Raw genomic sequence first — 26,320 nt, forward strand, 5'->3', positions numbered from 1 at the left:
TTTTTTTTGCCCATTACTCTCTCCAACTGTGCGTGACCGCACATTTTTTAAACATTATTATGCATTTCCTATCAAAGCTCCTACAATTTTAGCAACCTCTTAATAAGTTACAGTTTAATGACGGAGACGGCGCAGAACTACTCCTTTGTGAGTAGTCTGAACACGTTAATTTTACAAGGATTGCCTGTTTCTCAAACACACGAGACAGATCTGTCACAAATTCCTCGTAAAGCTAACCTGGATAACCAGAAATTTGATCTGCGCCACACTCTTACTGCCATAAAACTGTAAACTTCTGGCCAACTTTGTTACGAAAACGGACGCTCGTAGCAAAATATGGAAACTATGTTAATAACCATTAAAAAATGGAAAAGAACTCAGTTCTTGGGAGCACAACACATGAAAAAATCTCTAATCTCTGCATCAGTTGCATCTGTTATTGCACTGACCTCATTCGGCGCGCTAGCCGATGGCCCTAACTTCTACGGTCGTTTGGACCTATCTCTAACCAATTCTGATACTGGTGTCACTACTCAAGAAGGTAAAGACGGCACTGTTATCGAAAACAACTTCTCTAACCTAGGTGTTAAAGGTTCAGAAAAGATCTCTGACGGTGTAGATGTTATCTACCAGATGGAGTTCCAAGTTGAGAATACTTCTTCTAAAGGCGACGTATTCAAGGCGCGTAACACTTTCCTAGGTATTAAAGGCGCAGCTGGTGCACTGCTTGCAGGTCGTAACGACACTGTATTCAAGCAATCTGAAGGTGGCATCGACCTATTCGGTAACTCAAACGCCGATATCGACCGCTTAGTAGGCGCACAGACTCGTAGCGCTGACGGCTTCTGGTACTACTCACCACGTATCGCTAACATTCTGACTTTAAACGCTACTTACCTAATGGAAGACAACAACCAAGCTGGTGTTGCAGATCCAGAAGAGCAGTATGCAGTCAGCGCAACACTTGGTGACAAGAAGTTCAAAGAACAAAGCTACTACCTAGCATTCGCTTACAACAAAGGCATCGCTAACATTGATGCATACCGTGGTGTGGTTCAATTCAAGGTTGGCAACTTTAAAGTTGGCGGTCTGTTCCAGAACTCTGAAAGCATTGTAGATGGTTCTGACGACAACAACACTTACCTGGTTAACCTGGCTTACAACCTGAACGGCGTTAACATTAAAGCCGAATACGGTGTAGATGAAGCAGGCTTCGGTAAGTACTCTAAGCAAGCTCCACAAGGTTCTGACATCAATGTGACTAACTTCATCATCGGTGCTGACTACCGTGTAGCTAAGTCTACGCTAGTCTATGGCCACTATGCGATGTACGAAGGCGACTACAAAATTGACGGTCTTACAACTGACCTAGAAGACGAAAACGTATTCACTGTAGGTGTACGTTACGACTTCTAATCCTGGCGCTTAGCGCTAAGATAAAAAAAGGCGACCCAAGGTCGCCTTTTTGCTTTTTAACACACACTATTTGCGCTGTTAGCTTTTTCCCTTAACGTCTCACCAATCGATAAACAGACTCGGTCAACCAAGGCACCTGATTTTTCACAAACCTTGGATTCTCGGCCAACACATCTTGGGTGCTCAGACACTCAATCTCAAAATAGGGGCTCATGTGCTGCAAAATCCAGGCATCAGATACCGCAAATGGCGGGCCATTTAGGGCTTCTTGTGGATAATCTAAGGTGATCAGCAAGCCAATACTCTTAGGTGGCAGCAAGCTGGCCAAGTGCTCAACATATTGCTGGCGCATCTCTGGTGGCCAGGCGATCAACGCCGCCCTGTCATAAAATCCGCTTACCGCCTCGAGCGGTTCCTTTGGCAGCTGAAACAGATCTCCCTGATAGATGCTCACCTGCTCGGTGCGGTAACACTCATGCTCACCACTCGATTGGCGCTCTACAGGCAGCTCGTTGTCACTGAAAAACTGCTCAACCGCGCTTTGGTTCAGCTCACAGCCGATCACCTCAAGCCCCTGCTCGGCCAGATAACAAAGATCTAAGGTTTTACCACACAGGGGAACGAAAACTTGGCTACCAGCAGCCAGCTTAAGCTGCGGCCAATAGTCGATAAGAAGGGTGTTGACCTCGTCGAGATGAAAACCTATCTGCTGAGAGGCCCATTTGTCATGCCAGAAACCGGGTTGCATAGTTAGCTCCGCAAATGCAAGTGTCTAAATATGCAAGGTACTCTAATACCTCATGGTTCCAGATGCTAGCGCTTATTGAAGATCCAGCACTTTCTGTACCCGTCTTAGCCAGACACAATTTTCACACTCACAATTGCGGCGAGACAGATGATGCGGGGTCAAGCTGGAATCGATAAAATCAACGGCAATCAACAGCTGCTGCTTAAGCTCCTCCACCGATTTACGCTCGACGGCCACCAGCTCATCGTTATGATTCATCCAGATACATTCCATGCCCTGGTGGCAGTGGATACACTGGGGATCGACACTATTAAAAAAACCAGCATGAGGACAAAACTTCAGCTCCATCGACTGTACGATGCGCTTCCTCGGGTACTCCAACAACTCTATTAATAGGGCTTTATCCAGTTCCGTCATTTCGCCCTCCTCACTGTTCAAAATTGCTTACTCAATGAAGCATAGTTTTATATTAGCTTCAGGTTACCTGTATGTGTATGTAACAGAATTGATATAGGTCAACATCTCATCCAAAAATATCGGTTAGGAATCACAGCGATGAAAAATCTAGCTATTGTGCCCTATGGCCGCTTCTTGTTATAAAAACATATCAACATTCAGTGATATGACTCATGCCCAACAGCCAAGCACCCAGCCCGGAACTGCAACACTTTTACATCTCGGAAGAGCAATCAATCTACCTGCTCAAGGCCGATGATGCCCGTAAACACAGGGCGTGGATAAGACTTTGTAAACAGCAGCTTAGCAAGCTTGGCTATCAAGAGATCGAATTAGTCGGTAAGGGTGCCTATGGCTTCGTCTTTGCCGGAATCAACGGCCATGGTCAGGCCCATGTATTTAAATTCTCACGCATCACCCTGCCTCAGCAGATCCAGGACAGGCTGGAAGAGGAAGCCTATATGCTCTCCCTGGTGATCCATCCCAATGTGCCACCTGTGATCAAGTTTGAACATGTGGGCAAACAGGGGATCTTGGTGATGGCCAGGGCGCCGGGAGAAGATCTCGACAAACTCTGCCTCAAACACGGTGCCCTGCCAGTGCGGGTCATCGTCAGTATTGCCAGGCAGCTGGCGCAGATCCTCAACTATTTGCACAATGGTCGCCCCTTGGTACATGGCGACATTAAGCCATCTAACCTAGTGTATGACATGGAGCGCGACCACCTGTCGCTGATCGACTGGGGTTCGGCGGTGTTTGCCCAGCGTGACGCTGACGGCAACCCAGTCAACGGCAATGTAATGGATCTGCTCTCTAGCGACCAGCAACACACCAATGCCCGCATGGGGGATGTTTACTTTATTGGTGAAGAGCAGCTTAATGGCGCACTCTCCAGCCCCAGATTTGACGAACAAGGGGTAGCGGCGACCCTCTATGCCCTGGCCTCAGGCCAGGCCAGTCGTTTTGGCAGCAAGGTGATCCCCGCCAGTAGTATTGGCCTGCCCGTTGAACTTGCGCGAACCTTAGACGGCATGCTCAGTGACGACCCCAAGACCCGTAACCGCGCCGGCGACTACTTTCTCAAAAGCATGAGCCACAGCCATCGCCTGCATCTACCAGATCTGCCCAGCCCACCGCTCCAGCCTGAGATCCCTGTGTGGACCTTAAAACAAGCTAAAGATGTGGAAACGGTCACCTACAGCTCACGCAAATCCTTCCTGCGGGAACATAACGAAGATGAGCCCATCGAGAAGATGGACGATCTGCAACTGGAGAAATACTACCGAAACTTTATGGCGGGCATGGGAGATACCGAAAAGGGCTTTATCGCCGCAGTCAGTCGGGTGGGACAATACTCCTTAGTGGGCGGCCTGGCAATCCACTGGCAGGAGTCTGGGGTATTTATTGACTCCAATCTCGCGACCTACAACGAAGAGGAGAAGGCGGCGCTCACCCTGGCGGTCAACAATATGGTGACCCTGGCGCGGGGCATTCACCGAATCGGGGTATTTAAGGCCTGTTTCTTCAACGCCCGAGATACACTGCACCTAGAGCGCGATGATACCAGTCAGCCTTTCAGGCCAAGCCCGGATCAACAGTTACCTTTTGAGGTGGGTGATGTGCCCTCGCTGGAAGATAAATCCAGGCTACACTCCTATTTCGAAGATGGCCGCGACCCGGATGAAAACCTGGAGCTGCCCAAGGAGATCATGACAGAGCTTGGCTGGATCAACCAGATCCATCACACCGGCTGCATCATCTTCGAGGTGCTCCCTAACCACATGAAGATCCACAGCTACCTGCGGCTGTTAAACCCGCGTAAACAGGCGGCCTTCAGGGCGAGCCTGGATAGGATCCTCAGTCATGTGGATAAAATTCAGGGAAAAGGTGTTTCGGGCTTTATGAAACTGCCCTATAAGAATACTCGCCGTTTTCAGCATATCGACAAGAAAGCTGATCGCTTCTACCCGCGAAATCCCAAGGCGATACTCGAAAAGCAATCTGCACAGAAGTAGCCTAGCAGCTTGAGTAGCGCGCCAAATGTCACGACGCGCCAAGCAAAAGGCATTAAGACTTAGGCTGATCCTTATCCTCTTGTGCCGATTTATCCGCTTTAGACGGCTTGTCGTCTAACTGATTGGCCTCATCGACTTTATCTGTGGGATCAGGCTTACGCTCATAGTCACCATCGAAGGTGTTACCCTGCTCATCGAAGGGTGAGCGATCGAACGGTGAACGGCCACCGGCCGAGCCATTTGGCCCAAAAGGCCCTTGACCAAAACCACCATGAAAGCCCCCCTGCTGGCTAACCTTGATCTGCATACGCTGATAAAGAAAACCCGCTATTGGGCTACGGGTCAGCGGCGTTAACAGCAAGAGACCAATAAAGTCGGTGACAAACCCTGGGATCAACAGCAATAAGCCGGCCATCGCCAACATCATGCCTTCGACAATCTCTTTACCCGGCGCTTCGCCGCGAGCTAACTTTTGTTGCACCTGCATCAGGGTCTGAATCCCCTGGCTGCGCACCAAAGAAACTCCCACCACGGCAGTAAAGAGCACCAGGCCCACTGTCGTCCAACTGCCTAAGCTTTCGCCAACGCGGATCAGCACATTGAGCTCAATAACGGGTATGAGAACAAAGATTATCAATAGGATAAAAAACACACTGACCTCACAAATTGACGTAAATTTCTAATTCATTGAAAACTAAATGGGGGCGAACGGGTCTACTTTCAAGTCAGGTCAACTTTAGCGCGATTTTGAGGACGCCACAAACTTAGGATAAGCTCACTATTTTAGTAATAGCTTAATGCAAGTCGACGACAAAACACGTAAAGTAGCAGCACTCGTGACACTGTCGCGGTGCAGTATAACCCGTTTAACTTAACTCCCGATGAATGAGCAAGCAGGGCCCAAATACCAGATGCAGGAAAAATGTTTACTCGTGACCACCAGCTGCCCAGATCACGCCACAGCCAACACTCTGGCACACGCCCTAATAGAGGCCAAGTTGGCTGCCTGCGTTCAGATCTCTGCCCCCGTCACCTCACTCTACACCTGGGAAGGTAAAGTGTGCCAGGAGGCTGAGGTGGTATTACAGTTAAAATGCCTCGCCCGTCATTATGAAAAAGTCGAACACAAGTTACTGTCACTACATCCCTACGAAGTCCCTGAACTTATCGCAACAGAGATCCACACAGGTTCAGCGGCCTATTTAGCATGGATAAAAGAAACCACACTATCATGAAGAAAATACTGTTCCTCCTGCTCTCAACCTTGCTGCTAGTCGCCCCAGGGGCACAAAGCGAAGGCATCTTCAGTAAGAGTAAGTTTGATTTCCTTAAAGATGAACCCCAGCTAATGCCGGTGGATCAAGCCTTCGTCTTCGATGCGCAGCAGCAAGGCAACTTGGTCAAGATAAGCTGGGTGATCGCCGACGGCTACTACCTGTATCGCGACAAACTCAAGTTTGAGGCCGATGGCGCGACCCTAGGCGAGATCCAGCTGCCAAAGGGTAAGTCTCACACCGATGACTATTTTGGTGAGCAAGAGGTCTATTATAGCTATGTCGAGATCCCTGTCGCTCTCAAAGAAGCCGCCAATGAATCCAACATCAAGGTCACCTTCATGGGCTGCGCCGAGGGTAAATTGTGCTTCCCACCCACCACGCGAAGCGCGCCTCTGACCCAAGTCAGCGCCAATGCGGGGCTTTTACCGGAAGCGCTAAAGGCCGCGCCTGCCGCGACCACGCCAGCGGGTACAGGCCCGATCACCCAACAAGACTCCCTCAGCCAGATGCTGTCGGGCGACAACCTGCTGTGGACCTTAGTGATCTTCTTCGGCCTAGGTGTAGGACTGGCGCTGACACCTTGTGTCTTCCCCATGTACCCAATCCTGTCGGGCATCATTGTAGGCCAAGGCGAAAAACTTTCGACTGCTAAAGCCTTTAGCCTTTCCATGGTCTATGTCCAAGGGATGGCGATCACCTATTCCTTACTGGGGCTTATCGTCGCCTCGGCGGGCATGAAATACCAGGCCGCGCTGCAACACCCAGCGGTGCTCATCGTGCTGGCCATCCTCTTCTTCGTACTCAGCCTCTCCATGTTTGGCCTGTACGATCTTAAGCTGCCATCGAGCTGGCAGGAGAAGATGAACCGCTTCTCGAACAACCAAAAAGGCGGCAATGTAATTGGCGTCTTCGTTATGGGGATCATCTCGGGTCTGGTGGCATCTCCCTGCACCACGGCACCACTGTCTGGTGCCCTGGTCTATGTGGCGCAAACCGGCGACCTGATGCAGGGCTTCCTGGCGCTGTATGTGCTGAGCATGGGCATGGGCTTACCTTTGCTGATCATCGGCTCCTCTGGCGGTAAACTACTGCCGCGCGCGGGCGCCTGGATGGATGTGATTAAGACAATCTTCGGCTTCCTGCTGATCGCCGTCTCTATTGTGATGCTAGGGCGTATCTGGACAGGTCTGGTTTCAGATCTTCTCTGGGCGCTGTGGGGCATCAGCTTAACCGCTTACCTGATGCACCAAAATAAGCTCACCGAGTTTAACTGGAAGCAGACGGTGCGCTCAGTCTTGCTGCTACTCACACTGCTGGCCAGCTTCTCCTATGGCTTCCAGGCGGTGATGAATAGCCTTGGCTATCAGATGCAAACAGGCGCTGCCAGCCATGGCGTGACTCACAAGACCATTAAGTCGCTCGAAGAGCTTAAGGCCGAGGTGGCCAGCGCCAGTGCCCAGGGTAAACCTGTGATGCTGGATCTCTACGCCGACTGGTGTGTCGCCTGTAAAGAGTTTGAGAATATCACCTTCGTCGACCCGGACGTGCAATCACGCCTGGCGCAGATGGTCTTCCTACAGGCAGATGTGACTAAAAATGACGCTATCGATATCGAACTGCTGGAGCATTATGATGTACTGGGTCTTCCCACTCTGCTGATGTTCGATGCCAGTGGCGAGATCCGTGACGATCTCAGAGTCACTGGCTTTATGAAGCCGGCTGAATTTGCAGCCCATCTGGATCATCTGCTAGGGCAATAGCTTGCCGTCGTAGTACATTAGATAACAGCCTCCTTCGGGAGGCTTTTTATTACGCCATAAAATGATAATTTTTCATTTAAAGTTAACCCAATTCTTATACAATCAGGGGTATACCAACCTCATGGACCTTTAGGAGCAACATGGAACCCGCCATTCTCATCATCACCTTAGCCTGTGGCATGCTAGTCAGTCGTATCGGTTTACCACCGCTTATAGGTTATCTGGTCGCGGGTTTTGCACTGTTTCTCTTTGGTATCGACGAGAGTAGCCTGCCACTGCTGGAACAGCTGGCTGAGCTAGGGGTGACCCTACTGCTGTTCGCCATTGGCCTCAAACTGGACATTCGCAGCCTGTTTAAGGCCGAGGTCTGGGCGGGCTCCAGCCTGCATCTGATGGGCTCTATGATCTTCCTGGTCCCCCTGCTAAAGCTCCTGGGTCTATTGGGGTTAGAGCAACTGAGCGGACTAGACTTTAATCAACTCGCCCTGCTCGCCTTCGCCCTGAGCTTTTCCAGCACCATCTTCGCCGTCAAGGTGCTCGAAGATAAAGGTGACATGCAATCTCTCTATGGCCGCGTCGCTATAGGTATCTTGATCATGCAGGATATCTTTGCCGTCGCCTTCCTGACGATCTCCAAGGGGGATATTCCCTCTATTTGGGCCTTAGGCTTATTACTGCTGCCCTTTGCCAAGCCGCTTATTTATAAGGCCTTCGATAAGGTCGGTCACGGCGAGCTACTGGTGCTGTTCGGTCTGGTGATGGCGTTAGTGGTCGGCGCCGGTCTGTTCGAACTGGTGGGACTCAAGCCAGATCTGGGCGCGCTTATTATTGGTATCCTGCTGGCAGGCCATGCCAAGTCTTCTGAGCTGGCTAAGTCCCTCTTCTATTTTAAAGAACTGTTCCTGGTGGCCTTCTTCCTCACCGTCGGTCTCAACGGTTTACCTAGCTTTAGCGATATCGGCCTCGCAGCGCTCTTAGTGCTAGTCGTACCGATAAAGATAGTCCTCTTCCTCTATCTGCTGACCCACTTCAAGTTGCGTTCGCGCACCTCCTTGATGACTTCATTTAACCTGGGTAACTACAGCGAGTTCGGCCTAATCGTGGCCGCCGTGGCCACCAGCAAAGGCTGGTTGCCTGAGCAATGGATGGTGATCCTGGCCGTGGCCCTGAGCCTGAGCTTTCTGTTTGCCGCACCACTGAATGCCTCCTCTGCCCGCCTGTATCAGAAATTTCAGAGCCGATTGCAGAAGCTGGAGAAACACCCGCTGCATCCTGAAGACAGGCAGATCCCCGTGGGCAATCCACGCTTTCTTATCTTGGGGATGGGGCGTATCGGTAGCGGTGCCTATGACGAACTGGCCAATCAGTTTGACGGTGAGATCCTAGGCATTGAGCATAAACAGGAACTGGTGGACTTCCACCGGGAGCAAGGGCGCAACGTGGTGCAAGGCGATGCCTCGGATACCGACTTCTGGGAGAAACTCGACCGAGCCCCTAACCTGGAGCTGGTGCTTTTGGCCATGCCTCACCATGTGGGTAATCAATTTGCGGTAGAGCAACTAAAACGCCTGGATTACCAAGGTAAGCTCAGCGCCATCGTACAGTACAGCGAAGATGCCCAGTCGCTCAAGGCCGCTGGGGTTCACAGCGTGTTTAACCTCTACGAGGCCGCCGGTGCCGGTTTTGTCGACCATGTGATCTCCGAGCTTAAATCGGGCAAGCAACATGACGCCGACATCCCTGTCGAGCCCATAGAGAGCAGCAGTTAACTCTACCTCCTACACTCCTAGATACTGCATCTTATGCATCTGGGAGTGTACTTGCCAGCCTGAGAAAAAGTGGCACGTACAATGCGGTGCTGCCATAGGCATAAAAGGGGGAGAGTCACTTACCTCTCCCCTTGAGAGATAGCTCTAAAATAGCGCCCCAGCCAAAAGACCAAATGAATCCCCATCTAAACAGGCTAAATGACTGCCTAGCGAAAGCGGATTTCCCTAAATCCTGTCAAATCACAACATTTTCCCGTTCATAGCAAACAAATCTCAGTTACATCAAATAGTGAGACGTGATATAAAAATGACAAGGATGACTCATGGTAGCAACAACCATGAACAAGGCTGCCACCACCTGGGCAGAGTACGCTAACTTTTTTCTGAGAAGTTCAACACCAATGTCGAATACCGCACAGCGCGCCAATAAACTATTTGTGCAGACCTTTGGGACCACGGCCGACGATCTCTATCAGGCGCCGGGAAGGGTTAACCTGATTGGCGAACATACAGACTATAACGACGGGTTCGTCCTGCCAGCAGCCATCAATTTTCACACCGTCATCGCCGTGAAACAGCGTGACGATGATAAATTCCGCGCCGTGTCCGACGCCTTTCCAGGCCAGATCCACACCTGGCACTTCGGCCAAGAGGGCGAAATGGATCCCCACGACAGCTGGGTCAAGTACCTCAAAGGCTTTACCGCAGCCCTGTCGGCCAGTGGTTTGCCCGCCAAGGGGTTAGATTTGGCGGTAGTGAGCAATGTGCCCTTAGGCGCAGGCCTCTCCTCATCGGCGGCTTTAGAGCTGGCCTTTGGTACGGCTCTCAATGATTGCAGCCAGCTCAGGCTATCTCCCCTGGCGGTCGCTCAAATGGCCCAGCGCGGCGAAAACCTGTATGTTGGCTACGCCAGTGGCATCATGGATCAGATGATCAGCGCCATGGGCGAAGAGGAACATGCACTGCTGATCGACTGCGAAGACCTGGACTGTGAGCCAGTCCCCATCCCAGAAAGTCTTAGCCTGATCATAGTTAACTCCAACCTGCCCCGCGGCCCGGTGGAATCTGAATTATCTCTGCGCCGTGAGCAATGCCATCAGGTCGCCGAACATTTTGGTGTTGAAAGTCTGCGTCATCTGGAGCTTCGCTCCCTGGAGAGCGCCAAAGCCCAGCTGCCTGAAGTCAGCTATCGCCGCGCCCACCACGTGCTAAGCGAAAACCGCCGCACCCAAAATGCCGCCCACGCGTTAGAGGCGGGTAACATCGCCAAGCTAAGTGAACTCATGGCTCAATCCCATCAATCCATGCGTGACGATTTTGAAATCACCTTGCCAGAAATCGACAAGCTGGTTGATATCATCCACGCCGTGGTCGGCGATCGCGGTGGTGTGCGTATGACTGGTGGCGGCTTTGGTGGCTGCGTGGTCGCACTGGTGGATCACGACCTCACCGATGCCGTCGTCGAGGCGGTAGAGCGCGAATATCAGGCAGCTACAGGCATAGAAGCCAGCGTCTATCTCTGCTCGGCCAGCCAGGGCGCCTCCAGATTGGACGACGAACTCTACTGATAGCGAGTCGCTAAACTAAAGGGCTCTAAATCGCTGTTTGGCATACGTATTCATCCCCTCGTCAAAGGGCGAGATAATACAATAGGGCCCAACTTTAATCGCTTAAGGAAAAGATGATCATGGTACGTTTTCGCCCACTCGATGCCTGGAACGATCCCCGTGGTGGCCAGATTGAGCGCGTCATTATCGACAATGGCACGCTGGCCTTGGAAGTCCTCAGCCTGGGCGGTATTATCCGCTCCCTGTGGACGCCGGATCGTGACGGAGAACGCGGCAACATCGTACTAGGATGTGACAGTGCCCAAGACTACCTGACACAAGACGCCCATCTCGGCGCCATCGCCGGACGCTACGCCAATCGTATCGCCGGTGCCCAGCTGCACAGAGATGGTCAGCGCTTTTCACTGGATAACAATCACCAAAGCAACTGTCTTCACGGCGGCCGTGAGGGCTTCAATCGCAAGCTTTGGCATATCGGCCAGCTAAATGATGGCGTCCGTCTCAGCCTGTTTAGCCCAGATGGCGACATGGGCTTTCCCGGTAACGCCAATATTCAGCTCGATTACCGCTTGGTGGGTAACAATCTATACGTGGAGATCCTGGCTAGCACAGATAAGCCCTGCCCCATTAGCCTGACCCAGCACAGCTACTTCAACCTAGAAGGCGCCAGCGAGATCAGCAGCGCCGCGCATCTTATTCAGAGTGACAGTCAGCACTACCTGACCACAGATGACCAAGGGATCCCACAGGCGATCGCCTCTGTTGTTGGTACGCCACTGGATCTGCGTGAAGGTCAGGCACTTGGCGACCTGCGCAAGCAGCTGGCAAGCGAGGAGACTCAAGGAATCGATCACTGCTATCTGACGCCCCATCATGATGGCAAGGCACTAAGCCGCTTTGGCACAATTAGCGCGCCGAACTCGGGACGCTGTCTGACCCTCTATACCAATCAACCTGGGGTACAGATCTACGGCAGTAACTTCCTCGGCGGCACGCAAGGGAAACAGGGACAGACACTGGCCTCTTATCAGGCGGTCTGTATTGAGCCCCAACAGCTACCCGATGCCCCTAATCAACCAAGCCTTCCGGGTACACCTTGGCTCATGCCAGGAGAGGTATATCACCACATGAGTCGCTATCAGTTTGATGTGGGTTAAGCGATAACCGTCGCGGAAACAAACGCGAGGCTGGAATAGGAAAACAAACAGAAGAGAGATAAAAATTTTAGGTAGGGGTTCCAGAGTGCCCAGAACCTCTTACCTAAAGATGGCGGCTGACTAAGCGAGACTCCTAGTTACGGTCGTCATCATCAGACCAATCGTCATAACCGTCATCCAGGCTATCGACTTCGAGTTCGACATCATCGTCGTCATCATCGCTGGCACTGTCTTCGGGATCGATCTTAACCTTTTTCGGCGCTGGCGCAGGTTTAGCATGTATCGCTTCAACCCATCCCGCATGCTGCTGCATGAAAGCTGCTCGGGTCGCTAACCAGTTTGCATCATATTCAGCTTTAGCTGCCTTAAGCTCCTCGTCCGTAAGGTCATGCAAGTTCACCTTTACGATGTCCTCGGCATATTCAATCACGGCATCTCTTACCGTGTTATAGAGATAAACTCGCCCCGCAGTAGCCTCGGGAAACTCTTTGTCGTGAATGAGGATAGTATTACCTCGAGCCGTACGAAGTTCACCATACCAAACAGGTTCTTTAGACGTGTCATACATATATGCTAATACCCTTAAATCAACACATACCAATATAAAATTATAAAGCTGACAACTGTTAGCTTAGTCGCTGCCATCGTCAGAAACGCCTCTGGACAATAGCCCACACATTTTTAATAAATACCGCCAGAAATCAATAGCCAAATAGATCTATTTTATTCAATTGCTATCAAAATGTTCACTCGGTACTTACTAGTAACGAATTTAGCCGATCAAATCAGTTATTCAAGTTTTTTCTGACGCGCTTCTTCTCAAAGTGAAAAAACTGCATTCGCCATTGAGATAAGGGCTTTTGCACTAATTTGACGACACCTTCAACACTAGCTTTCCTCTATGTTGTCCCGACTCCATCAGCGCGTGAGCCTTAGCGGCTTCACCCAAAGGAAATTCGGCAAACAGATGAGGCACTAATTTATCCCCTTGGGGCGTGGCGAATTTAGGCCATATCTGCTCTAGTAATCCTTGGGCAATCGCCTGCTTAGCCTCCACAGACTGTGGCCTTAGGGTCGCCCCGGTCCACCAGATGCGCTTTGCCATCAGTAGTGCTACATCCACATCGGCACGCCTGCCACGCTGCAGAGCAATAGTGACCAACCTGCCCTCAATGGCCAATGCCTTGAGGTTGAGATCGATCATATCCCCTGAAGCCATATCCAGCACAAGATCCACCCCTTGGGGCGCCGCCGCCTTTATCTGGGCCAGCAGATCCTCATCGTGATAATTAAAGCCTTGGTCGGCGCCGAGCCCCAGACAATAATCTATCTTCTCCTGGCTCCCGCAAGTGACCAGCACCTTAACAGCGAATTGTTTCGCTAAAGTGACTGCCGCCGAGCCAATACCCCCTGAGCCACCATGGATAAGCAGTGTCTCACCGGGTTTGAGACCGCCGCGCATAAATAGATGTCCCCAGACGGTAAAAAAGGTCTCCGGCAGGGCCGCCGCCTGAGCCATGGTCACCCCAGTCGGAATGGGCAGGCAGTGCGCCGCCCAGGTCACCACATACTCACCATAACCTCCCCCAGGCACCAAGGCGCAGACTTTATCGCCCAGCTGCCAAGCTGTCACCTGAGAGCCCAAGGCGACGACGGTACCCGAGACCTCTAACCCCAGAATGTCGCTGGCGCCTGGTGGTGGTGGATAGAGACCGCGACGCTGCGCGACATCCGGGCCATTGACCCCGGCATACTCTACCTTAATGAGCACTTGATCCGATGCAATCTCAGGCAACTGGCTCTGCCCCAGACTGAGCACCTCTGGACCGCCGGGGGCGGCAAATTGAATATGGGTATAGCGAGAAGGAAGAGCGGTCATAAAGGCTCCAGACTCGTGGGGCGCCGTATTAGGCGCCCTAAAAAGAAGATGAGCAGAGGCTAGCGCGAAACTCATGTAAAGGGCAAGTATTGCAAACTAACCCCACACTGGAACAATTGGAAAAGCGAAAACCGTCAAGGCGTCACAAATTTCTTTCTCATTAAAGAGTTAGCAAGAAAACACTTGTCGCCCCTACCAAGCTTTATGTTATGGTGGTGCAAAGAGGAGAGGCTTTAACGCTATTTCTCACCTAAGCTTATAGTCCGATATGCTTCAATCTGTTACCACAATGAGGAGCCACATTTGCGATGAACGTAGACTTTATCAATCCTTTTCTCGAATCTCTGCTCAATGTGCTCAACACTATGGCTAACATAGAGCTAAAACCCGGCAAGCCCAATCTGAAAAAAGACAATCTGGCTAAGGGTGATGTCTCCGGCCTCATAGGCATGGTCGGCCCGCAAACCAAAGGTTCGCTATCGATCACCTTCGAAGAGCCCCTGATCTTAGAGATCATGAACAAGATGTTGGGGGAAAAACCGGAAAGTATCAATGAAGAGGTCACAGATCTCGTTGGCGAGCTGACCAATATGGTCACAGGCGGGGCCAAAAACCTGCTAAGCGACAAAGGCTATGAGTTCGATATGGCAACGCCCGTAGTGGTATCGGGTAAAGACCACACCATAGCCCACAAATCAGACGGCCAAAAGCTCATCATGCCGTTTAACAGTCTTTATGGCACCGCCTATATTGAGATCTGTTTCGAAGGCTAACTGATAGCCTTAGCCGAAAAATGCCCTAAAAAGGCTGGTTGACCATGATCCAGAACTGGCCTTCCTCTTCCCCAAACGCCAAATCGGTGCGCACCACCACGCCCTCGACCTCGAAGCGTATGCCAGCACCCAGGGTGCCTTTCATCTGACTGTGCAAGCTATCTAAGCTAAATTCATCGCTCACCTTACCCACCTCGGCAAACAGCGTCCATTGCCACCAAGGGATCTCAAACAGGTTAAAAAGCGGCCAAGTTTTAAGGGGCTGCCATTTAGGTTGCACTCGGTATTCGGCGGCGTAAAGCAATGCGCTGCGACCGGTAAACTGATCGCCACTATAACCACGCAAACGATTAAATCCCCCCAGACTAACCCCAGCAAATCCCGGTGGGCGATGATAGAGCTGACTGGCCTCATCAAAATCATTCCAGGTCGGGGTATCGGCTAAGTAAATGTTGGCGGCCAATACCCGAGAGTCAAACCAATCACTTTGGCCTAATGAGAGATAGAGGCTCTGCTCAAACTCCCAGGTCGTCCAGCTTTGACGCCGCGCACTGCCCCAGTCTCGGGTCAATGTGAGGCTGGTTCGTCCACCTCGCTTGCTGTTTTCGCGGTTATCACGATTATCCCAGGCAAGCTCCAGCTCCAAGCCTTTGGCGGACTCGGGTAAAAACTCAAAGCCTTGCAGGCTTTGCTGGTTATAGAAAGGGGTCAATTCAACGCTACTCACCCCAGAGGTCAGCGGGTTCCAGTTCAGGCTATCAGAGCTCGCAGGGCGCAGACTCGCCGCCGCCCCGTCGGCGCCTCGTCCCCAAGGCAGCACATATTTAAGGTGCAGCTTGGCAAAAGATTCATCCCCCTGGGCCACCACCCGCTGTGGCGAGGTATCCTCAGGAGGTGTCAGGTAATAGATCCCTTCACTGTAGTGGCCACGATACACTTCGGCCGAGAATAACCAGTTGGTCACTCCCGGTAGCTGATAATCGTTAGCGGCCAGATAGGTCACCCAGGAGTCATTAGCCGTAACCAGCCCGATGGCAAATAAGGATGCCTGTTGTTGACCGGCATGTTTGATCACCCCAGCAGCGCCCACTGAGGTACTTAGGCTTTCTGTGGAGAAGATAAAGGGCACAGCCACATAATCAGGCGCTAAACCTTCATCCTGACTGCTGACCTGAACACGAGGCGCCAGATCTTCATTGGCCTGAACATGACAGCCCAGCGACAGGGTAAGCAGTAACAAGATAAAACGAGAGAGTCGCGGCGCGCTGCGATTGGCGCCGACTAATAAAAATGACAAGCCAGACACCTTACTATTCGAGGCAAACGGCCACACGAGGCGTGAGCTTAGTCACCAGCTCATAGGCGATGGTGCCGATATGTTCGGCCACCTCTTCCACCGGCAGCGCCTTCCCCCAAAGCACGGCGGTATCCCCTACCTTGTCTGTGGCATCAATCCCCAGATCGACGGTAAACATATCCATAGAAACGCGCCCCACCACAGGCACCAGACGGCCATTAACCCACACAGGTGTACCTTCTGGGGCATTACGGGGGTAACCGTCGCCGTAGCCTATGGCGACGACGCCTAGTTTAGTATCTTGTTTGGCGTGCCAGTAACTGCCGTAGCCGACCGGATCGCCAGCCTTATGATCACGCACCGCGATAAGCTGCGATACCAGCTCCATGGCTGGCTCCAGACCATGGTTGCGACCAAGATCGCCAACGACCGGCGACACGCCGTAGAGCGCTATCCCTGGGCGGATCCAATCGGCCTGAGTGGTAGGCCAATATAGGGTGGCAGCCGAGTTCGCCAGGGTGCGATCCCCCGGCAACGCCTTGGTTAATTGGGTAAAGCGGCGTGCCTGCTCAGCGGTGGCTGAATTGTCCGGCTCATCGGCGCAGGCAAAATGGGTCATCAGATGAATAGGCTTAGCCACGTTGGGACAGGCCATTAGCCGCTGATAGATGGCCTCAAACTGATCTAAGGTAAAGCCCAGGCGGTGCATGCCGGTATCTATCTTCATCCAGACGGTCACAGGCTTAGTCAGCTCGGCGGCCTCTAGCATCTCCAGCTGAGATTCATGGTGCACCACGGTATCGATATCGTGCTCGACCAGGGTCGCGACATCACTTGCTCGAAAGAAGCCTTCGAGCAGCAGTAATTTGGCCATCACCCCGCCAGCCCTGAGTTCCAGCGCCTCTTCCAGGCGCGCCAAACCGAAACCGTCGGCGCTCTTGAGACACTTGGCCACATTCAACAGGCCGTGTCCATAACCGTTGGCCTTCACCACGGCCATCACCTTACTCTGGGGGGCCAATTGGCGTAATCGCTGCAGATTAGACTTCAGCGCATCGCCGCTAATCTCTGCTCGGGGAAAGGGTTTCAAACAATAACCTTAATGTTAATAACGTCGAGACTCTGATGAGGGTAACGCAAAATAGCGACCCATAGGGCAGTTTAAACCAAGTTTAATCTCACCCTATGAGCTTGTACCAAGCGCAATAGATAACAGCTCACTCATTGTGATTGGTATGAATCGGATTAATCTTCTTCGAACTGCGGACCGGCATAATTATCGAAACGAGAGAACTGGCCCTGGAAGGTCAAACGCACACGCCCGATGGGGCCGTTACGCTGCTTACCTATGATGATCTCCGCGGTGCCCTTATCTTCTGAGTCGTCGTTATACACCTCATCGCGATAAATAAACATGATCAAATCCGCATCCTGCTCAATAGAGCCTGATTCACGCAAGTCTGAGTTTACTGGGCGCTTATCGGCACGTTGCTCCAAAGAGCGGTTAAGCTGCGATAGCGCGATCACTGGGATCTCGAGTTCTTTAGCCAAGGCCTTCAGCGAGCGTGAGATCTCGGCGATCTCCAGCGTTCGGTTATCGGACAGAGCGGGTACCTGCATCAACTGAAGGTAATCGATCATGATCATCGACAGGCCGCCATATTCGCGGGCAATACGTCTGGCACGGCTACGCACCTCGGTCGGTGTCAGGCCCGAGCCATCATCGATATACATCTTGCCCTGCTCGAGCATGATCCCCATGGTCGAGGAGACCCTTGCCCAATCGTCATCGTCGAGCTGACCCGTACGTATCTTGGTTTGATCCACCCGGCCAAGAGAGGCCAGCATACGCATCATGATCTGCTCCGAGGGCATCTCCAAGCTGAAGATGAGCACTGGCTTGTCTTCGTGTAGCGCCGCCTGTTCACACAGGTTCATGGCGAAGGTGGTCTTACCCATAGAGGGACGCGCCGCGACGATGATCAAGTCACCCGACTGGAAACCCGCCGTCATGCGATCGAGATCGCCAAAGCCGCTGGACACCCCGGTCACACCGTTGTGGGGGTTGTTATACAGCGCCTCGATCTTATCGACCGTCTTCTCGAGGATGGTCTTGATCCCCTCAGGGCCTTCGTTGGCATTGGCGCGCTGCTCGGCGATCTTAAATACCTTGCTCTCGGCCAGATCCAGCAGCTCACTGGAGTTACGCCCCTCGGGGTTAAAGCCCGCATCGGCGATCTCGTTGGCAACCTTGATCATCTCACGCACCACGGCGCGCTCACGCACGATGGCAGCGTAGGAGAGAATGTTACCCGCGCTTGGAGTATTTTTGGCGATCTCGCCTAAGTAAGCGAAACCACCGGCATCTTCTAAGTGATCTTCCAGTTCCAACTGTTCGGAGACGGTGATCAGATCGATTGGCTGACCTGCCGCCACCAAAGACTCCATGGCGGTAAAGATCATCTTATGGGAACGGGAATAAAAGTCATCCTTCACCACGGCTTCAGCCACCTTATCCCAGGCTTCTGAATCCAACATCAAGCCACCGAGCACAGACTGCTCGGCCTCAATCGAATGTGGCGGCATCTTCAATGCATCGATCTGAATATCTCTAGGCTTTTTCTTAGCCTGAAATCCACCTTGCTGTGACATTAACTCTCCAAATTTCCAACGATTAGGCAAAATATGGTATAAAACCGGGGTCAAGCAGAAACAGGCGCTTAACCTGTTCGTCCTACAAACTTACACATAATAATTAAGGAATAAACATGCGCAAAGCATTGGTTGCAGCCTTAATGCTGTCATCTGGCGCTGTGATTGCCGATGAAGGGCAATGGCAACCGTATCAAATGCCTTCGATCGCCGACAAGCTGAGCGAACGCGGTATCGAAATTCCAGCAAAGCAACTTGCCGATCTGACGCAATATCCGATGAATGCAGTTGTCGGACTCGGGTATTGTACCGCCAGTTTCGTATCCCCCCAAGGGTTAGTTGTGACGAATCACCACTGCGCCTACCGTGCGATTCAATACAACAGCAAAAAAGAGCATAACTATATCGCCGATGGCTTCCTGGCGAGCAAACAAGCGGACGAACCTTCTGCCGGTCCTAACGAGCGACTCTATATCACCGAGGCGGTGACCAATGTGAGCCAGCAGGTCACTAAAGATCTCAGCGACGACCCGCTAAAGCGCTACGAAGAGATCCAAGCCAATCGTAAGGCATTGATTAAAGAGTGTGAGAGCGATGACAACTATCGCTGTTCGGTGCGCAGCTTCCACAATGGCCTGGAATACTATCTGATCAAGCAGTTGATCATTCGCGACGTGCGTCTGGTGTATGCGCCACCAAAGAGCGTCGGCTCATTCGGCGGCGACATAGACAACTATGAATACCCACGCCATTCGGGCGACTTTACCTTCCTGCGCGCCTATGTCGGCAAAGATGGTAAGCCCGCGGCCTACTCGCCAGATAACGTGCCCTTTAAGCCTAAGAGCTATCTGAAGATCAACGCCGACGGCGTTAAGGCGGGCGACGGCGTATTCGTGGCCGGTTACCCTGGCTCGACCAGTCGCTACCGCCTCACCAGCGAGCTAAAATTTGCCAGCGACTGGCTCTACCCTACACTTGCTGAGCGTTATCAGCAGCGTATCGACACCATTGAAGCCATGGGCGCACAGGACGCTGGCGTCAAGATCAAGTACGCCGGTACCCTGGCCTCAATGGCCAACCGCATGAAGAAATATAACGGTCTGCTCGATGGCTTTAAGGCCACCGATATCGCCGGTATCAAGCAGGCGCGCGAAGACGACTTCCGCAAGTGGCTAAGCACAGACAGCCAATACCAGAGCTATCAGGCTAAGTTTGATCAGCTAGAGACTCTGCTGGTTGAGCAGCGCCAGGCGCAGCAGACCCGCTACTTCTTCGAAAATGCCCAGTCCAGCGAGCTATTAGCCGCAGCTAACCGCCTCTATCGTCTGGCTAAAGAGAAGACCAAGCCTGATGCCGAGCGTGAAGAGGGCTACCAAGAGCGCGACATGAAGATGTTCAAGGCTCGCCTCAAGCGTATCGACTCAAGCTTTGTCATCAGCGTCGACAAGACACTCTGGCTGCAGGATCTCAAGGCTTATTTAGCCCAGGACAACCGCGTACCTGAGCTGGATGCCATGCTGAAATCGGATGACCCGGAGGTAAGCCTGAGCGACAAGCTCGATGGTCTCTATTCGCTAACCGGCCTCACCAATCAGGCCGAGCGTCTGGCCTGGATGGACGCCGATGTGAAAGCGTTTGAAACCAGCGCCGATCCTTTCATCCGCATCGCCGTGGCCCTGTACGACACAAACCTGGCACAGGAAAAGGCTAAGAAGACCTTAGCCGGTAAGCTGTCTAAGGCGCGTCCTGGTTACATGGAAGCCGTTATCGCCTACTACAAGGCCAACAACTGGCCCGTATACCCAGATGCCAACGGCACCCTGCGTATCACCTACGGCATGGTGGATGGTTACCAGTCGAAAGACGCCCTCTACAAGCAGCCCTTCACTCGCCTGGAAGGCATAGTCGCCAAGCACACTGGCGTTGAGCCTTTCGATGCACCTCAAAAGGTACTGGATGCCATCAAGGCCAAGCGTTATGGCAGCCATAAGGTCGAGTCAGTGTATCAAGACCCAGCCTCTTGGCTGTGCCGCCTCTTCTCGTGTCTGGACAAGCCTGAGAGCTTTGGCTCTGTGCCGGTGAACTTCCTCTCCAGCGTCGATACCACCGGTGGTAACTCGGGTTCACCCGTGTTTAACGGCAAGGGCGAATTGGTGGGACTCAACTTTGACTCCACCTATGAAGCCATCACCAAAGACTGGTTCTTTAACCCAACCATCACCCGCGCCGTGCACGTGGATTTCCGCTACATTCTGTGGATGATGGATGAGGTGGATCACGCCGACAACCTGATCAGCGAGCTGGAGCTGGTACGCAACTAAGCCAGCAGACACTCATCGAGTCTACTGCAATAAAAATACCCGGCCATGCCGGGTATTTTTTTTGCCAGCCTAACTTCTGAGTTCTCGCCTCTCACCTCTCAGGCAAGCTAGCTGATGCCCTCACTTACGCTTGTGGCTTGTGGCTTATGGCTTATATCTAATGACTAATAGCTAATGGCTTCTAACGACTCACAATTGGTCATTGGTGTAGGCCTTACGAGCAGGCATAAAAAAACACCGCACTAATCAGATTAGCGCGGTGTTTCTTTTAATCGTTTAAAACTGTGTATTAGTCTTCTGCAACAACAGAAAGCTTAACAACAGCCTTAACTTCAGCGTGAAGCTGAACATCGATTTCGTATTCGCCAGTAGTGCGGATAGCACCTAGTGGCAGACGAACTTCGCTCTTAGCTAGTTCAACGCCAGCAGCAGTCACTGCATCAGCGATGTCACGGTTACCAATTGAACCGAACAGCTTGCCTTCGTCACCCGCTTTAGAAGCGATAACAACAGCTTCAAGAGCGTTGATTTTCTCAGCGCGCTCATTAGCAGCAGTTAGTTCAGCAGCTAGCTTAGCTTCTAGTTCAGCACGACGAGCTTCGAATACTTCAGTGTTAGCAGCGTTAGCAACAACTGCTTTACCTTGAGGTAAAAGGAAGTTACGAGCATAACCAGCTTTAACTGACACTTGGTCACCCAGGTTACCCAGGTTAGCGATTTTATCAAGTAGAATAACGTTCATTATTAATTCCTCTAAATTGATGCGCTATTACTGATGTAGATCAGTGTAAGGCAGTAGAGAAAGATAACGAGCACGCTTGATAGCGCGAGCCAGTTGACGTTGGTATTTAGCGTTTGTACCAGTGATACGGCTAGGAACAATTTTACCACTTTCAGTGATGTAGTTCTTTAGAGTAGCGATATCTTTGTAATCGATCTCAGTAACGCCTTCTGCAGTGAAACGGCAGAACTTGCGACGACGGAAATAACGTGCCATGTTGACAGTCTCCTAAGTTTTCAATTCGACATTTTCAGCGTGTAATACCAGGCGATTTTGACCATTGCGTCCTCGTTGGAGCGCGATAAAGCCTTTAACCTCAATATCCACACCGGTTTTCAGTTTGTCTGTGATGCTGTTAAAGCGTTCGCCACTTAATATCACTTGTATCTGGCAGTATACGTTTCTCAGCATCTCTGCTTCATAAACCTGCGATTTGTGTTCCAACATGATCACGCAATGCGGGATGCCTGCCGGGCTACTAAAGCTTCTGGACCGGGTTATGGTTCCAGACAACACCAAATGATTGGTGGCCACAAATAAACTTACTCTGCTGCGTTTTCAGCGGCTTCTTCAGATGCTTCAGTTGCTTCTGCAGCTGGGCGATCTTCGCTAGAACGACGTGAATCACGCTCGTCTTTCGCTTTAGCCATTGGAGAAGCTTCGGTGATGGCACCTTTGGTACGCATAACCATGCTACGAAGAACAGCGTCGTTGAAACGGAAAGCTGTTTCTAGCTCTTCAACCGATTCTGCAGTCGCTTCTACGTTCATCAGAACATAGTGAGCTTTATGCAATTCGATGATTGGGTAAGCCAGTTGACGACGGCCCCAGTCTTCTAAACGGTGGATTTGACCGCCAGCTTGGGTAAGGATACCCGTGTAACGTTCGATCATACCTGGCACTTGTTCACTCTGATCAGGGTGAACTAAAAATACGATTTCATAATGACGCATTTTTTGCTCCTTACGGTTATCTAGCCTCGTTGTTGGCTCAGTCAGACCAAATGGAGGCAAGGAACTAAATAAAGTGACTGAATTAAGCCGCGGAATAGTACATGCTCACACCTCAAAACTCAAGCAATATCTTTCGTTATTCACTTTGCCCATCGCCCGGTGAAACGGTATGATAGTGCGCTGTCATTTTTGTGTTCTAGACGCGTGCAAAAAATAAAAATAATGTTAAGAGCAACAAGTTTATTTCTCACACTCGGCCTTAGCCACAGTGCCTGGGCGCTCGTGCCCCCGGACTATCAGGAACCCCCTAGCGACTTCTCAGCAGAGATCGAAGCGGGGCTGCAGATCAACACGGGTAACACAGAGTCCAGCAGCTTCAACGGCCGCACCAAGCTACTCTACGACACAGACAACTTCCGTCAGGAAGGGGTGTTCAAGGCGTACTTCGCCTCAGACTCAGAAAAGACCACATCAGAAAAATATGATGTCCAGCTCCAGTCGAGCTACAAGATCTACTCAGGCTATATCTTTGCCCGTGGCGACTTCACCGAAGACAGATTTGGTAGTTATACCCGCATCTCGACTGTGTCGACCGGTTATGGTTTCGATGCCATCAGCGGCGACAGCACTAAGTTGAGTCTCGAAGTGGGCCCAGGTTATCGATACAACTTGCCTCAGGTCAGTGAGTCGGTCCCCGACCCAGAAGCCGAGCGTGAGGTGATTCTGCGTACCGCCGCCAAATTCGAGCAGAAGATCCACGAATACACTAGCTTCAACGCCGACCTCACCGCCGAGACTGGCGAGGACAACAGCACTGTCACCCTGGACATGAGTTACAAAAACACCCTGTTTCAAGACTGGGCGTTTAAGGTGGGCATGAATATCAAGTACACAGAAGTAGTACCCGAGGATTCGAAGCAGACGGATACCGTTACTACCTTTAATCTGCTTTACACCTTTAAATAAAGGTTTGAGTGCCCCCAAATGATGGGGCAATTAATCTGACTTGCCAGTCGTGGCCACTAGCCACTTTGATATTTGCTCGGTGACTTCAGACCATAGCTTCATGGTCTACTTATCACCTGCAGTGGGCTCATGTGCAGATACGCCCGTGAGACGGTGAGTGAAGCGTAGCTTCGTGCTCACGAACGAGAGGCATGGATGCCGAACTGGCCTTTAAACACGTACGTTGTTTGAATATATCCCTATAGGCTCTGCCGAAACATCCCTGTTTCGGAAGCTCACCGGCGTATCTACACTAGTTATCCAACGCCTCTCCGATTTAACGTTACTGATGCCTGTCGTTTTCAACTACTTTTCAGATAGTAGTAGCTTCTACCCGACTTTGATATTTGAAAGGTTTAAGCCAACCTTGGCGTGATGTTGTATCAATTGCCTGCCGCAGGCCTTATGTGCAAACACGTTTTTGGCACGCCACGAGCACTTCCCTGTGGGCTCTACGAAATCATCCCTGATTTCGAAGGCCAAAAACGTGTTTACACCGATATCTATCGTCTCTTCGATTTGACGTTACTGGTGTCAGTCGGTTATCAATCAGGAGCGAATCTGTTTTAGACATTATTATCTTTTCTCAATTCGTTCCATATACTCTGGCTTGAGCCAAACGAAGTGAATGATTTTTCAACATCATTTGCAACTGTTGAGGAGATAGCTGAAACACCTGAAGAACCTCATTTCCCTCGACATCAAATAGGTTTTGCTCACCAACATACTTAATACTCGTTCCCAATAAGTTTAGTGTCTGCTTATCAAGGCTATATAGCATCGTATTTCGCTTTTCTTTTAGTCCAGGCACCATACCCAAAACTGTCAAAGCCTGATTCACACCAACTTTCTCAAAGAAGGCTCGTTCCTTTAACTGCCACTCCGCAAGATATTCCTTAAAAGATTCTTTATCTGCAAAAAGCGAATCGAACCAATCATGCTCAAACCCTCCATATAAGGATTGCAGCGAACCACCATGCCAACCAAGTACAGCTCCTTCTTCAACTATGACATTACTACTGGCGGTCGCAACATAGTTGGCACAAGAAGAGGCATATACTCCTCTAATGATTACGTTCAATTGATGGGAGTGAACGAGTTCACCAAGGTAAATACCTGACAAAACATCCCCCCCAACACTTTTGATTACGATTGTAGCGACTTGTTGGAATTGAGCGTTTAACAGCTCTTCAAAAACAGCTACATTTTGCTGTGTTATAGAGCCGTCAAAAAGAATAGTATCTGGAGAAATTAGGCTAATCTTGGCTTGTTCATCGATCCTAGTATTCGAACAACCAACAAAAACCAGAGTAAGCCAGAGTGTAAGAATCCATCTCATTAATTACTTCCTTGTCAAATGCACTGCTCTTACGGCAAAAATCATCTTAAAATGTAACCAATGAAGCCAAACCTAAGAGGCTATCAAAATAGGTGAACGCTGCTTTTATCATTCGATATCAAGGATAACTCCCGCTGACTTGGCTTGTTAGCTGCTTTGCTCAATAGCCTTTATTAAGTTTTCAGGATCGTTTGTACCCAAACTAACGGTTGTGCCATCTTTGAGTTTTAATTCAACAGCTGTTAGACCTGAAACGTTATATAACCATCCAGTTGAAATTAAACGAATTCCAAGCCCATAGTACCATTTCGTTCTTGTCTTTTTGATCGACTCGATTTCAGATATTTTTATTGATTTATTCCAAAATTTTGGACCAAAAAACCACTTTACTTCTCCACCTTCCACTTTAATGGTTAATGATGAAAAAAGAATAGAAAGCACACCTAAAATTAAATACGCAAATCCAATAGGTTCGGTAGGCTTCGTTACCGAAGCAAAGACAAGCACCAATACTACAATTCCCATAATTGAAAGCATCGCGATTCCAGGCTGAGTGTTTTTATACTGCATAATGATCTCCTTTCTACAGCTAGTGGCATATTATCCAACCTACCGGATAAATCCCTGCCGATAATTAATTTACACTCCAAGTACCGATGTAACCAACTGATGAAGAGACTAACCCATCACTATTTGGCCCATATACAGTTAAAGCATTCCTCAAAATTAATCAACATCATTTACCGATGCCAAGTGAAGCCAAATCGAAGAGACGTTTAGATATGGGTGTAAGCACGCTTTTGGCTCTCGGCGGCATGGCCAAAAGTGTTCCCTACATTTTTTGGCATTCCCAACATCCATGTAGGTCAGTACCGCCGTGAAGCGTATAGGGATATATTCAAACAACATCCCTGTTTAACAGCCAGTTCGGCATCCATACCTCTCGTTCGTGAACACAAAGCTGCGCTTCACTCACCATGCCAAAAGAGTGCTTGCACATCCCCCGCCGGGCAGGCGATAGATAACAGCGACGGTTAACGCTACAAGATCCACGGCAAGAACAAATGCACTTTAACCAGACACATAGAAAATTCCGATACCGTTCAATCGAAGAGATGAAATGACCGGGTGTAGATGCATCTGCGGACGTCGAT

At 50.8% G+C, this 26,320-nt stretch carries 25 protein-coding genes; 11 read left to right on the forward strand and 14 right to left on the reverse strand.

Annotated elements, in window-relative coordinates; genetic code table 11:
- Positions 1-399: 399 nt before the first annotated feature.
- Positions 400-1,416, forward strand: a complete 1,017-nt coding sequence (locus tag NY07_RS17975; RefSeq protein WP_033540748.1) for a porin — start codon at positions 400-402, stop codon at positions 1,414-1,416.
- Between the two features lie 91 nt (positions 1,417-1,507).
- Here NY07_RS17975 and NY07_RS17980 read toward each other — a convergent pair whose 3' ends face one another.
- Positions 1,508-2,164 (reverse strand): thiopurine S-methyltransferase, encoded by a 657-nt coding sequence (locus NY07_RS17980; RefSeq protein ID WP_033540749.1) that lies wholly within the window; start codon positions 2,162-2,164, stop codon positions 1,508-1,510.
- 72 nt (positions 2,165-2,236) lie between these two features.
- Entirely contained in the window at positions 2,237-2,581 is a 345-nt protein-coding gene (locus tag NY07_RS17985; RefSeq protein WP_033540750.1) for a hypothetical protein, read from the reverse strand.
- Positions 2,582-2,793: 212 nt separating this feature from the next.
- On the opposite strand from NY07_RS17985, the gene NY07_RS17990 reads away from it, so the two are divergent.
- Entirely contained in the window at positions 2,794-4,635 is a 1,842-nt protein-coding gene (locus NY07_RS17990; RefSeq protein WP_033540751.1) for a protein kinase domain-containing protein, read from the forward strand.
- A 52-nt stretch (positions 4,636-4,687) separates the two neighbouring features.
- On the opposite strand, the gene NY07_RS17995 is transcribed toward NY07_RS17990, so the two are convergent.
- Positions 4,688-5,287, reverse strand: coding sequence for an FxsA family protein (locus tag NY07_RS17995; RefSeq protein ID WP_033540752.1), 600 nt, complete (start codon positions 5,285-5,287; stop codon positions 4,688-4,690).
- Positions 5,288-5,546: 259 nt separating this feature from the next.
- On the opposite strand from NY07_RS17995, the gene cutA reads away from it, so the two are divergent.
- The 5 genes from cutA to NY07_RS18020 all read left to right on the forward strand — a co-directional run bounded on the left by cutA (position 5,547) and on the right by NY07_RS18020 (position 12,166).
- Positions 5,547-5,870, forward strand: coding sequence for a divalent-cation tolerance protein CutA (gene cutA, locus NY07_RS18000; RefSeq protein ID WP_033540753.1), 324 nt, complete (start codon positions 5,547-5,549; stop codon positions 5,868-5,870).
- Entirely contained in the window at positions 5,867-7,672 is a 1,806-nt protein-coding gene (locus tag NY07_RS18005) for a protein-disulfide reductase DsbD (RefSeq protein WP_033540754.1), read from the forward strand. Before cutA ends, NY07_RS18005 begins: the two co-directional genes overlap by 4 nt.
- 140 nt (positions 7,673-7,812) lie before the next feature.
- Positions 7,813-9,441 (forward strand): cation:proton antiporter family protein, encoded by a 1,629-nt coding sequence (locus tag NY07_RS18010; protein WP_033540755.1) that lies wholly within the window; start codon positions 7,813-7,815, stop codon positions 9,439-9,441.
- Positions 9,442-9,842: 401 nt separating this feature from the next.
- On the forward strand, positions 9,843-11,009 hold the full coding sequence (gene galK, locus NY07_RS18015) for a galactokinase (RefSeq protein WP_033540768.1): 1,167 nt from the start codon (positions 9,843-9,845) through the stop codon (positions 11,007-11,009).
- A gap of 119 nt (positions 11,010-11,128) precedes the next feature.
- Positions 11,129-12,166: an aldose epimerase family protein gene (locus NY07_RS18020; protein ID WP_033540769.1), complete on the forward strand. Its 1,038-nt coding sequence runs from the start codon at positions 11,129-11,131 to the stop codon at positions 12,164-12,166.
- Between the two features lie 133 nt (positions 12,167-12,299).
- Here NY07_RS18020 and NY07_RS18025 read toward each other — a convergent pair whose 3' ends face one another.
- Both NY07_RS18025 and NY07_RS18030 read right to left on the reverse strand, forming a co-directional pair.
- A complete protein-coding gene (locus NY07_RS18025; RefSeq protein WP_033540756.1) occupies positions 12,300-12,734 on the reverse strand; it encodes a hypothetical protein in 435 nt (144 codons plus the stop codon).
- A gap of 297 nt (positions 12,735-13,031) precedes the next feature.
- Positions 13,032-14,045 carry an NAD(P)H-quinone oxidoreductase gene (locus NY07_RS18030; protein ID WP_033540757.1) on the reverse strand — a complete coding sequence of 338 codons (1,014 nt, stop codon included), beginning with the start codon at positions 14,043-14,045 and terminating at the stop codon, positions 13,032-13,034.
- 308 nt (positions 14,046-14,353) lie between these two features.
- Between NY07_RS18030 and NY07_RS18035 the strand changes: the two genes are divergently transcribed.
- The gene (locus NY07_RS18035; RefSeq protein WP_033540758.1) at positions 14,354-14,818 is read left to right on the forward strand and encodes a chemotaxis protein CheX; all 465 of its coding nucleotides are present in this window, start codon (positions 14,354-14,356) and stop codon (positions 14,816-14,818) included.
- A 25-nt stretch (positions 14,819-14,843) separates the two neighbouring features.
- On the opposite strand, the gene NY07_RS18040 is transcribed toward NY07_RS18035, so the two are convergent.
- The 3 genes from NY07_RS18040 to dnaB all read right to left on the reverse strand — a co-directional run bounded on the left by NY07_RS18040 (position 14,844) and on the right by dnaB (position 18,767).
- Positions 14,844-16,115 carry a hypothetical protein gene (locus NY07_RS18040; protein WP_181404192.1) on the reverse strand — a complete coding sequence of 424 codons (1,272 nt, stop codon included), beginning with the start codon at positions 16,113-16,115 and terminating at the stop codon, positions 14,844-14,846.
- A gap of 13 nt (positions 16,116-16,128) precedes the next feature.
- Positions 16,129-17,205: an alanine racemase gene (gene alr / locus NY07_RS18045; RefSeq protein ID WP_033540759.1), complete on the reverse strand. Its 1,077-nt coding sequence runs from the start codon at positions 17,203-17,205 to the stop codon at positions 16,129-16,131.
- A gap of 155 nt (positions 17,206-17,360) precedes the next feature.
- The gene (gene dnaB, locus NY07_RS18050; protein WP_033540760.1) at positions 17,361-18,767 is read right to left on the reverse strand and encodes a replicative DNA helicase; all 1,407 of its coding nucleotides are present in this window, start codon (positions 18,765-18,767) and stop codon (positions 17,361-17,363) included.
- 116 nt (positions 18,768-18,883) lie between these two features.
- Here dnaB and NY07_RS18055 point away from each other — a divergent pair, with 116 nt between their 5' ends.
- A complete protein-coding gene (locus NY07_RS18055) occupies positions 18,884-21,088 on the forward strand; it encodes a S46 family peptidase (RefSeq protein WP_033540761.1) in 2,205 nt (734 codons plus the stop codon).
- 289 nt (positions 21,089-21,377) lie between these two features.
- Here NY07_RS18055 and rplI read toward each other — a convergent pair whose 3' ends face one another.
- The 4 genes from rplI to rpsF are packed head-to-tail and all read right to left on the reverse strand — an operon-like array spanning position 21,378 to position 22,822.
- Positions 21,378-21,830 (reverse strand): 50S ribosomal protein L9, encoded by a 453-nt coding sequence (gene rplI / locus NY07_RS18060; protein ID WP_033540762.1) that lies wholly within the window; start codon positions 21,828-21,830, stop codon positions 21,378-21,380.
- A gap of 27 nt (positions 21,831-21,857) precedes the next feature.
- Entirely contained in the window at positions 21,858-22,085 is a 228-nt protein-coding gene (gene rpsR / locus NY07_RS18065; RefSeq protein ID WP_011867078.1) for a 30S ribosomal protein S18, read from the reverse strand.
- A gap of 12 nt (positions 22,086-22,097) precedes the next feature.
- The gene (gene priB, locus NY07_RS18070) at positions 22,098-22,403 is read right to left on the reverse strand and encodes a primosomal replication protein N (RefSeq protein WP_033540763.1); all 306 of its coding nucleotides are present in this window, start codon (positions 22,401-22,403) and stop codon (positions 22,098-22,100) included.
- An 8-nt stretch (positions 22,404-22,411) separates the two neighbouring features.
- Positions 22,412-22,822 carry a 30S ribosomal protein S6 gene (gene rpsF, locus NY07_RS18075; RefSeq protein ID WP_033540764.1) on the reverse strand — a complete coding sequence of 137 codons (411 nt, stop codon included), beginning with the start codon at positions 22,820-22,822 and terminating at the stop codon, positions 22,412-22,414.
- Between the two features lie 222 nt (positions 22,823-23,044).
- Here rpsF and NY07_RS18080 point away from each other — a divergent pair, with 222 nt between their 5' ends.
- Together NY07_RS18080 and NY07_RS19555 are read left to right on the forward strand one after the other, a co-directional pair.
- Positions 23,045-23,788 carry a DUF481 domain-containing protein gene (locus tag NY07_RS18080; RefSeq protein WP_033540765.1) on the forward strand — a complete coding sequence of 248 codons (744 nt, stop codon included), beginning with the start codon at positions 23,045-23,047 and terminating at the stop codon, positions 23,786-23,788.
- Positions 23,789-24,232: 444 nt separating this feature from the next.
- The gene (locus tag NY07_RS19555; RefSeq protein ID WP_161783174.1) at positions 24,233-24,397 is read left to right on the forward strand and encodes a hypothetical protein; all 165 of its coding nucleotides are present in this window, start codon (positions 24,233-24,235) and stop codon (positions 24,395-24,397) included.
- Positions 24,398-24,413: 16 nt separating this feature from the next.
- Here the strand turns inward: NY07_RS19555 and NY07_RS18085 are convergent, their stop codons facing one another.
- Both NY07_RS18085 and NY07_RS18090 read right to left on the reverse strand, forming a co-directional pair.
- Complete coding sequence (locus NY07_RS18085; RefSeq protein WP_033540766.1) at positions 24,414-25,166, reverse strand: hypothetical protein; 753 nt, start codon at positions 25,164-25,166, stop codon at positions 24,414-24,416.
- Positions 25,167-25,313: 147 nt separating this feature from the next.
- Complete coding sequence (locus tag NY07_RS18090) at positions 25,314-25,736, reverse strand: hypothetical protein (protein ID WP_033540767.1); 423 nt, start codon at positions 25,734-25,736, stop codon at positions 25,314-25,316.
- Between the last annotated feature and the right edge of the window lie 584 nt (positions 25,737-26,320).

The organism is Shewanella sp. ECSMB14101, from assembly GCF_000773485.1.
GTDB classification, from domain to species: domain Bacteria; phylum Pseudomonadota; class Gammaproteobacteria; order Enterobacterales; family Shewanellaceae; genus Shewanella; species Shewanella marisflavi.

Excerpts from the sequence above, each read along its gene's own strand:
- NY07_RS18025 (WP_033540756.1), bottom strand. The coding sequence starts at position 12,734 with ATGTATGACACGTCTAAAGAACCTGTTTGGTATGGTGAACTTCGTACG.
- NY07_RS19555 (WP_161783174.1), top strand. The coding sequence starts at position 24,233 with ATGTGCAAACACGTTTTTGGCACGCCACGAGCACTTCCCTGTGGGCTC.
- cutA (WP_033540753.1), top strand. The coding sequence starts at position 5,547 with ATGCAGGAAAAATGTTTACTCGTGACCACCAGCTGCCCAGATCACGCC.
- NY07_RS17985 (WP_033540750.1), bottom strand. The coding sequence starts at position 2,581 with ATGACGGAACTGGATAAAGCCCTATTAATAGAGTTGTTGGAGTACCCG.
- rplI (WP_033540762.1), bottom strand. The coding sequence starts at position 21,830 with ATGAACGTTATTCTACTTGATAAAATCGCTAACCTGGGTAACCTGGGT.
- NY07_RS17975 (WP_033540748.1), top strand. The coding sequence starts at position 400 with ATGAAAAAATCTCTAATCTCTGCATCAGTTGCATCTGTTATTGCACTG.
- rpsR (WP_011867078.1), bottom strand. The coding sequence starts at position 22,085 with ATGGCACGTTATTTCCGTCGTCGCAAGTTCTGCCGTTTCACTGCAGAA.
- NY07_RS18085 (WP_033540766.1), bottom strand. The coding sequence starts at position 25,166 with ATGAGATGGATTCTTACACTCTGGCTTACTCTGGTTTTTGTTGGTTGT.
- dnaB (WP_033540760.1), bottom strand. The coding sequence starts at position 18,767 with ATGTCACAGCAAGGTGGATTTCAGGCTAAGAAAAAGCCTAGAGATATT.
- NY07_RS17990 (WP_033540751.1), top strand. The coding sequence starts at position 2,794 with ATGCCCAACAGCCAAGCACCCAGCCCGGAACTGCAACACTTTTACATC.
- NY07_RS18080 (WP_033540765.1), top strand. The coding sequence starts at position 23,045 with ATGTTAAGAGCAACAAGTTTATTTCTCACACTCGGCCTTAGCCACAGT.
- NY07_RS18010 (WP_033540755.1), top strand. The coding sequence starts at position 7,813 with ATGGAACCCGCCATTCTCATCATCACCTTAGCCTGTGGCATGCTAGTC.
- NY07_RS18020 (WP_033540769.1), top strand. The coding sequence starts at position 11,129 with ATGGTACGTTTTCGCCCACTCGATGCCTGGAACGATCCCCGTGGTGGC.
- NY07_RS18035 (WP_033540758.1), top strand. The coding sequence starts at position 14,354 with ATGAACGTAGACTTTATCAATCCTTTTCTCGAATCTCTGCTCAATGTG.
- NY07_RS18030 (WP_033540757.1), bottom strand. The coding sequence starts at position 14,045 with ATGACCGCTCTTCCTTCTCGCTATACCCATATTCAATTTGCCGCCCCC.
- galK (WP_033540768.1), top strand. The coding sequence starts at position 9,843 with ATGTCGAATACCGCACAGCGCGCCAATAAACTATTTGTGCAGACCTTT.
- rpsF (WP_033540764.1), bottom strand. The coding sequence starts at position 22,822 with ATGCGTCATTATGAAATCGTATTTTTAGTTCACCCTGATCAGAGTGAA.
- NY07_RS18055 (WP_033540761.1), top strand. The coding sequence starts at position 18,884 with ATGCGCAAAGCATTGGTTGCAGCCTTAATGCTGTCATCTGGCGCTGTG.
- NY07_RS18005 (WP_033540754.1), top strand. The coding sequence starts at position 5,867 with ATGAAGAAAATACTGTTCCTCCTGCTCTCAACCTTGCTGCTAGTCGCC.
- NY07_RS18090 (WP_033540767.1), bottom strand. The coding sequence starts at position 25,736 with ATGCAGTATAAAAACACTCAGCCTGGAATCGCGATGCTTTCAATTATG.
- NY07_RS17980 (WP_033540749.1), bottom strand. The coding sequence starts at position 2,164 with ATGCAACCCGGTTTCTGGCATGACAAATGGGCCTCTCAGCAGATAGGT.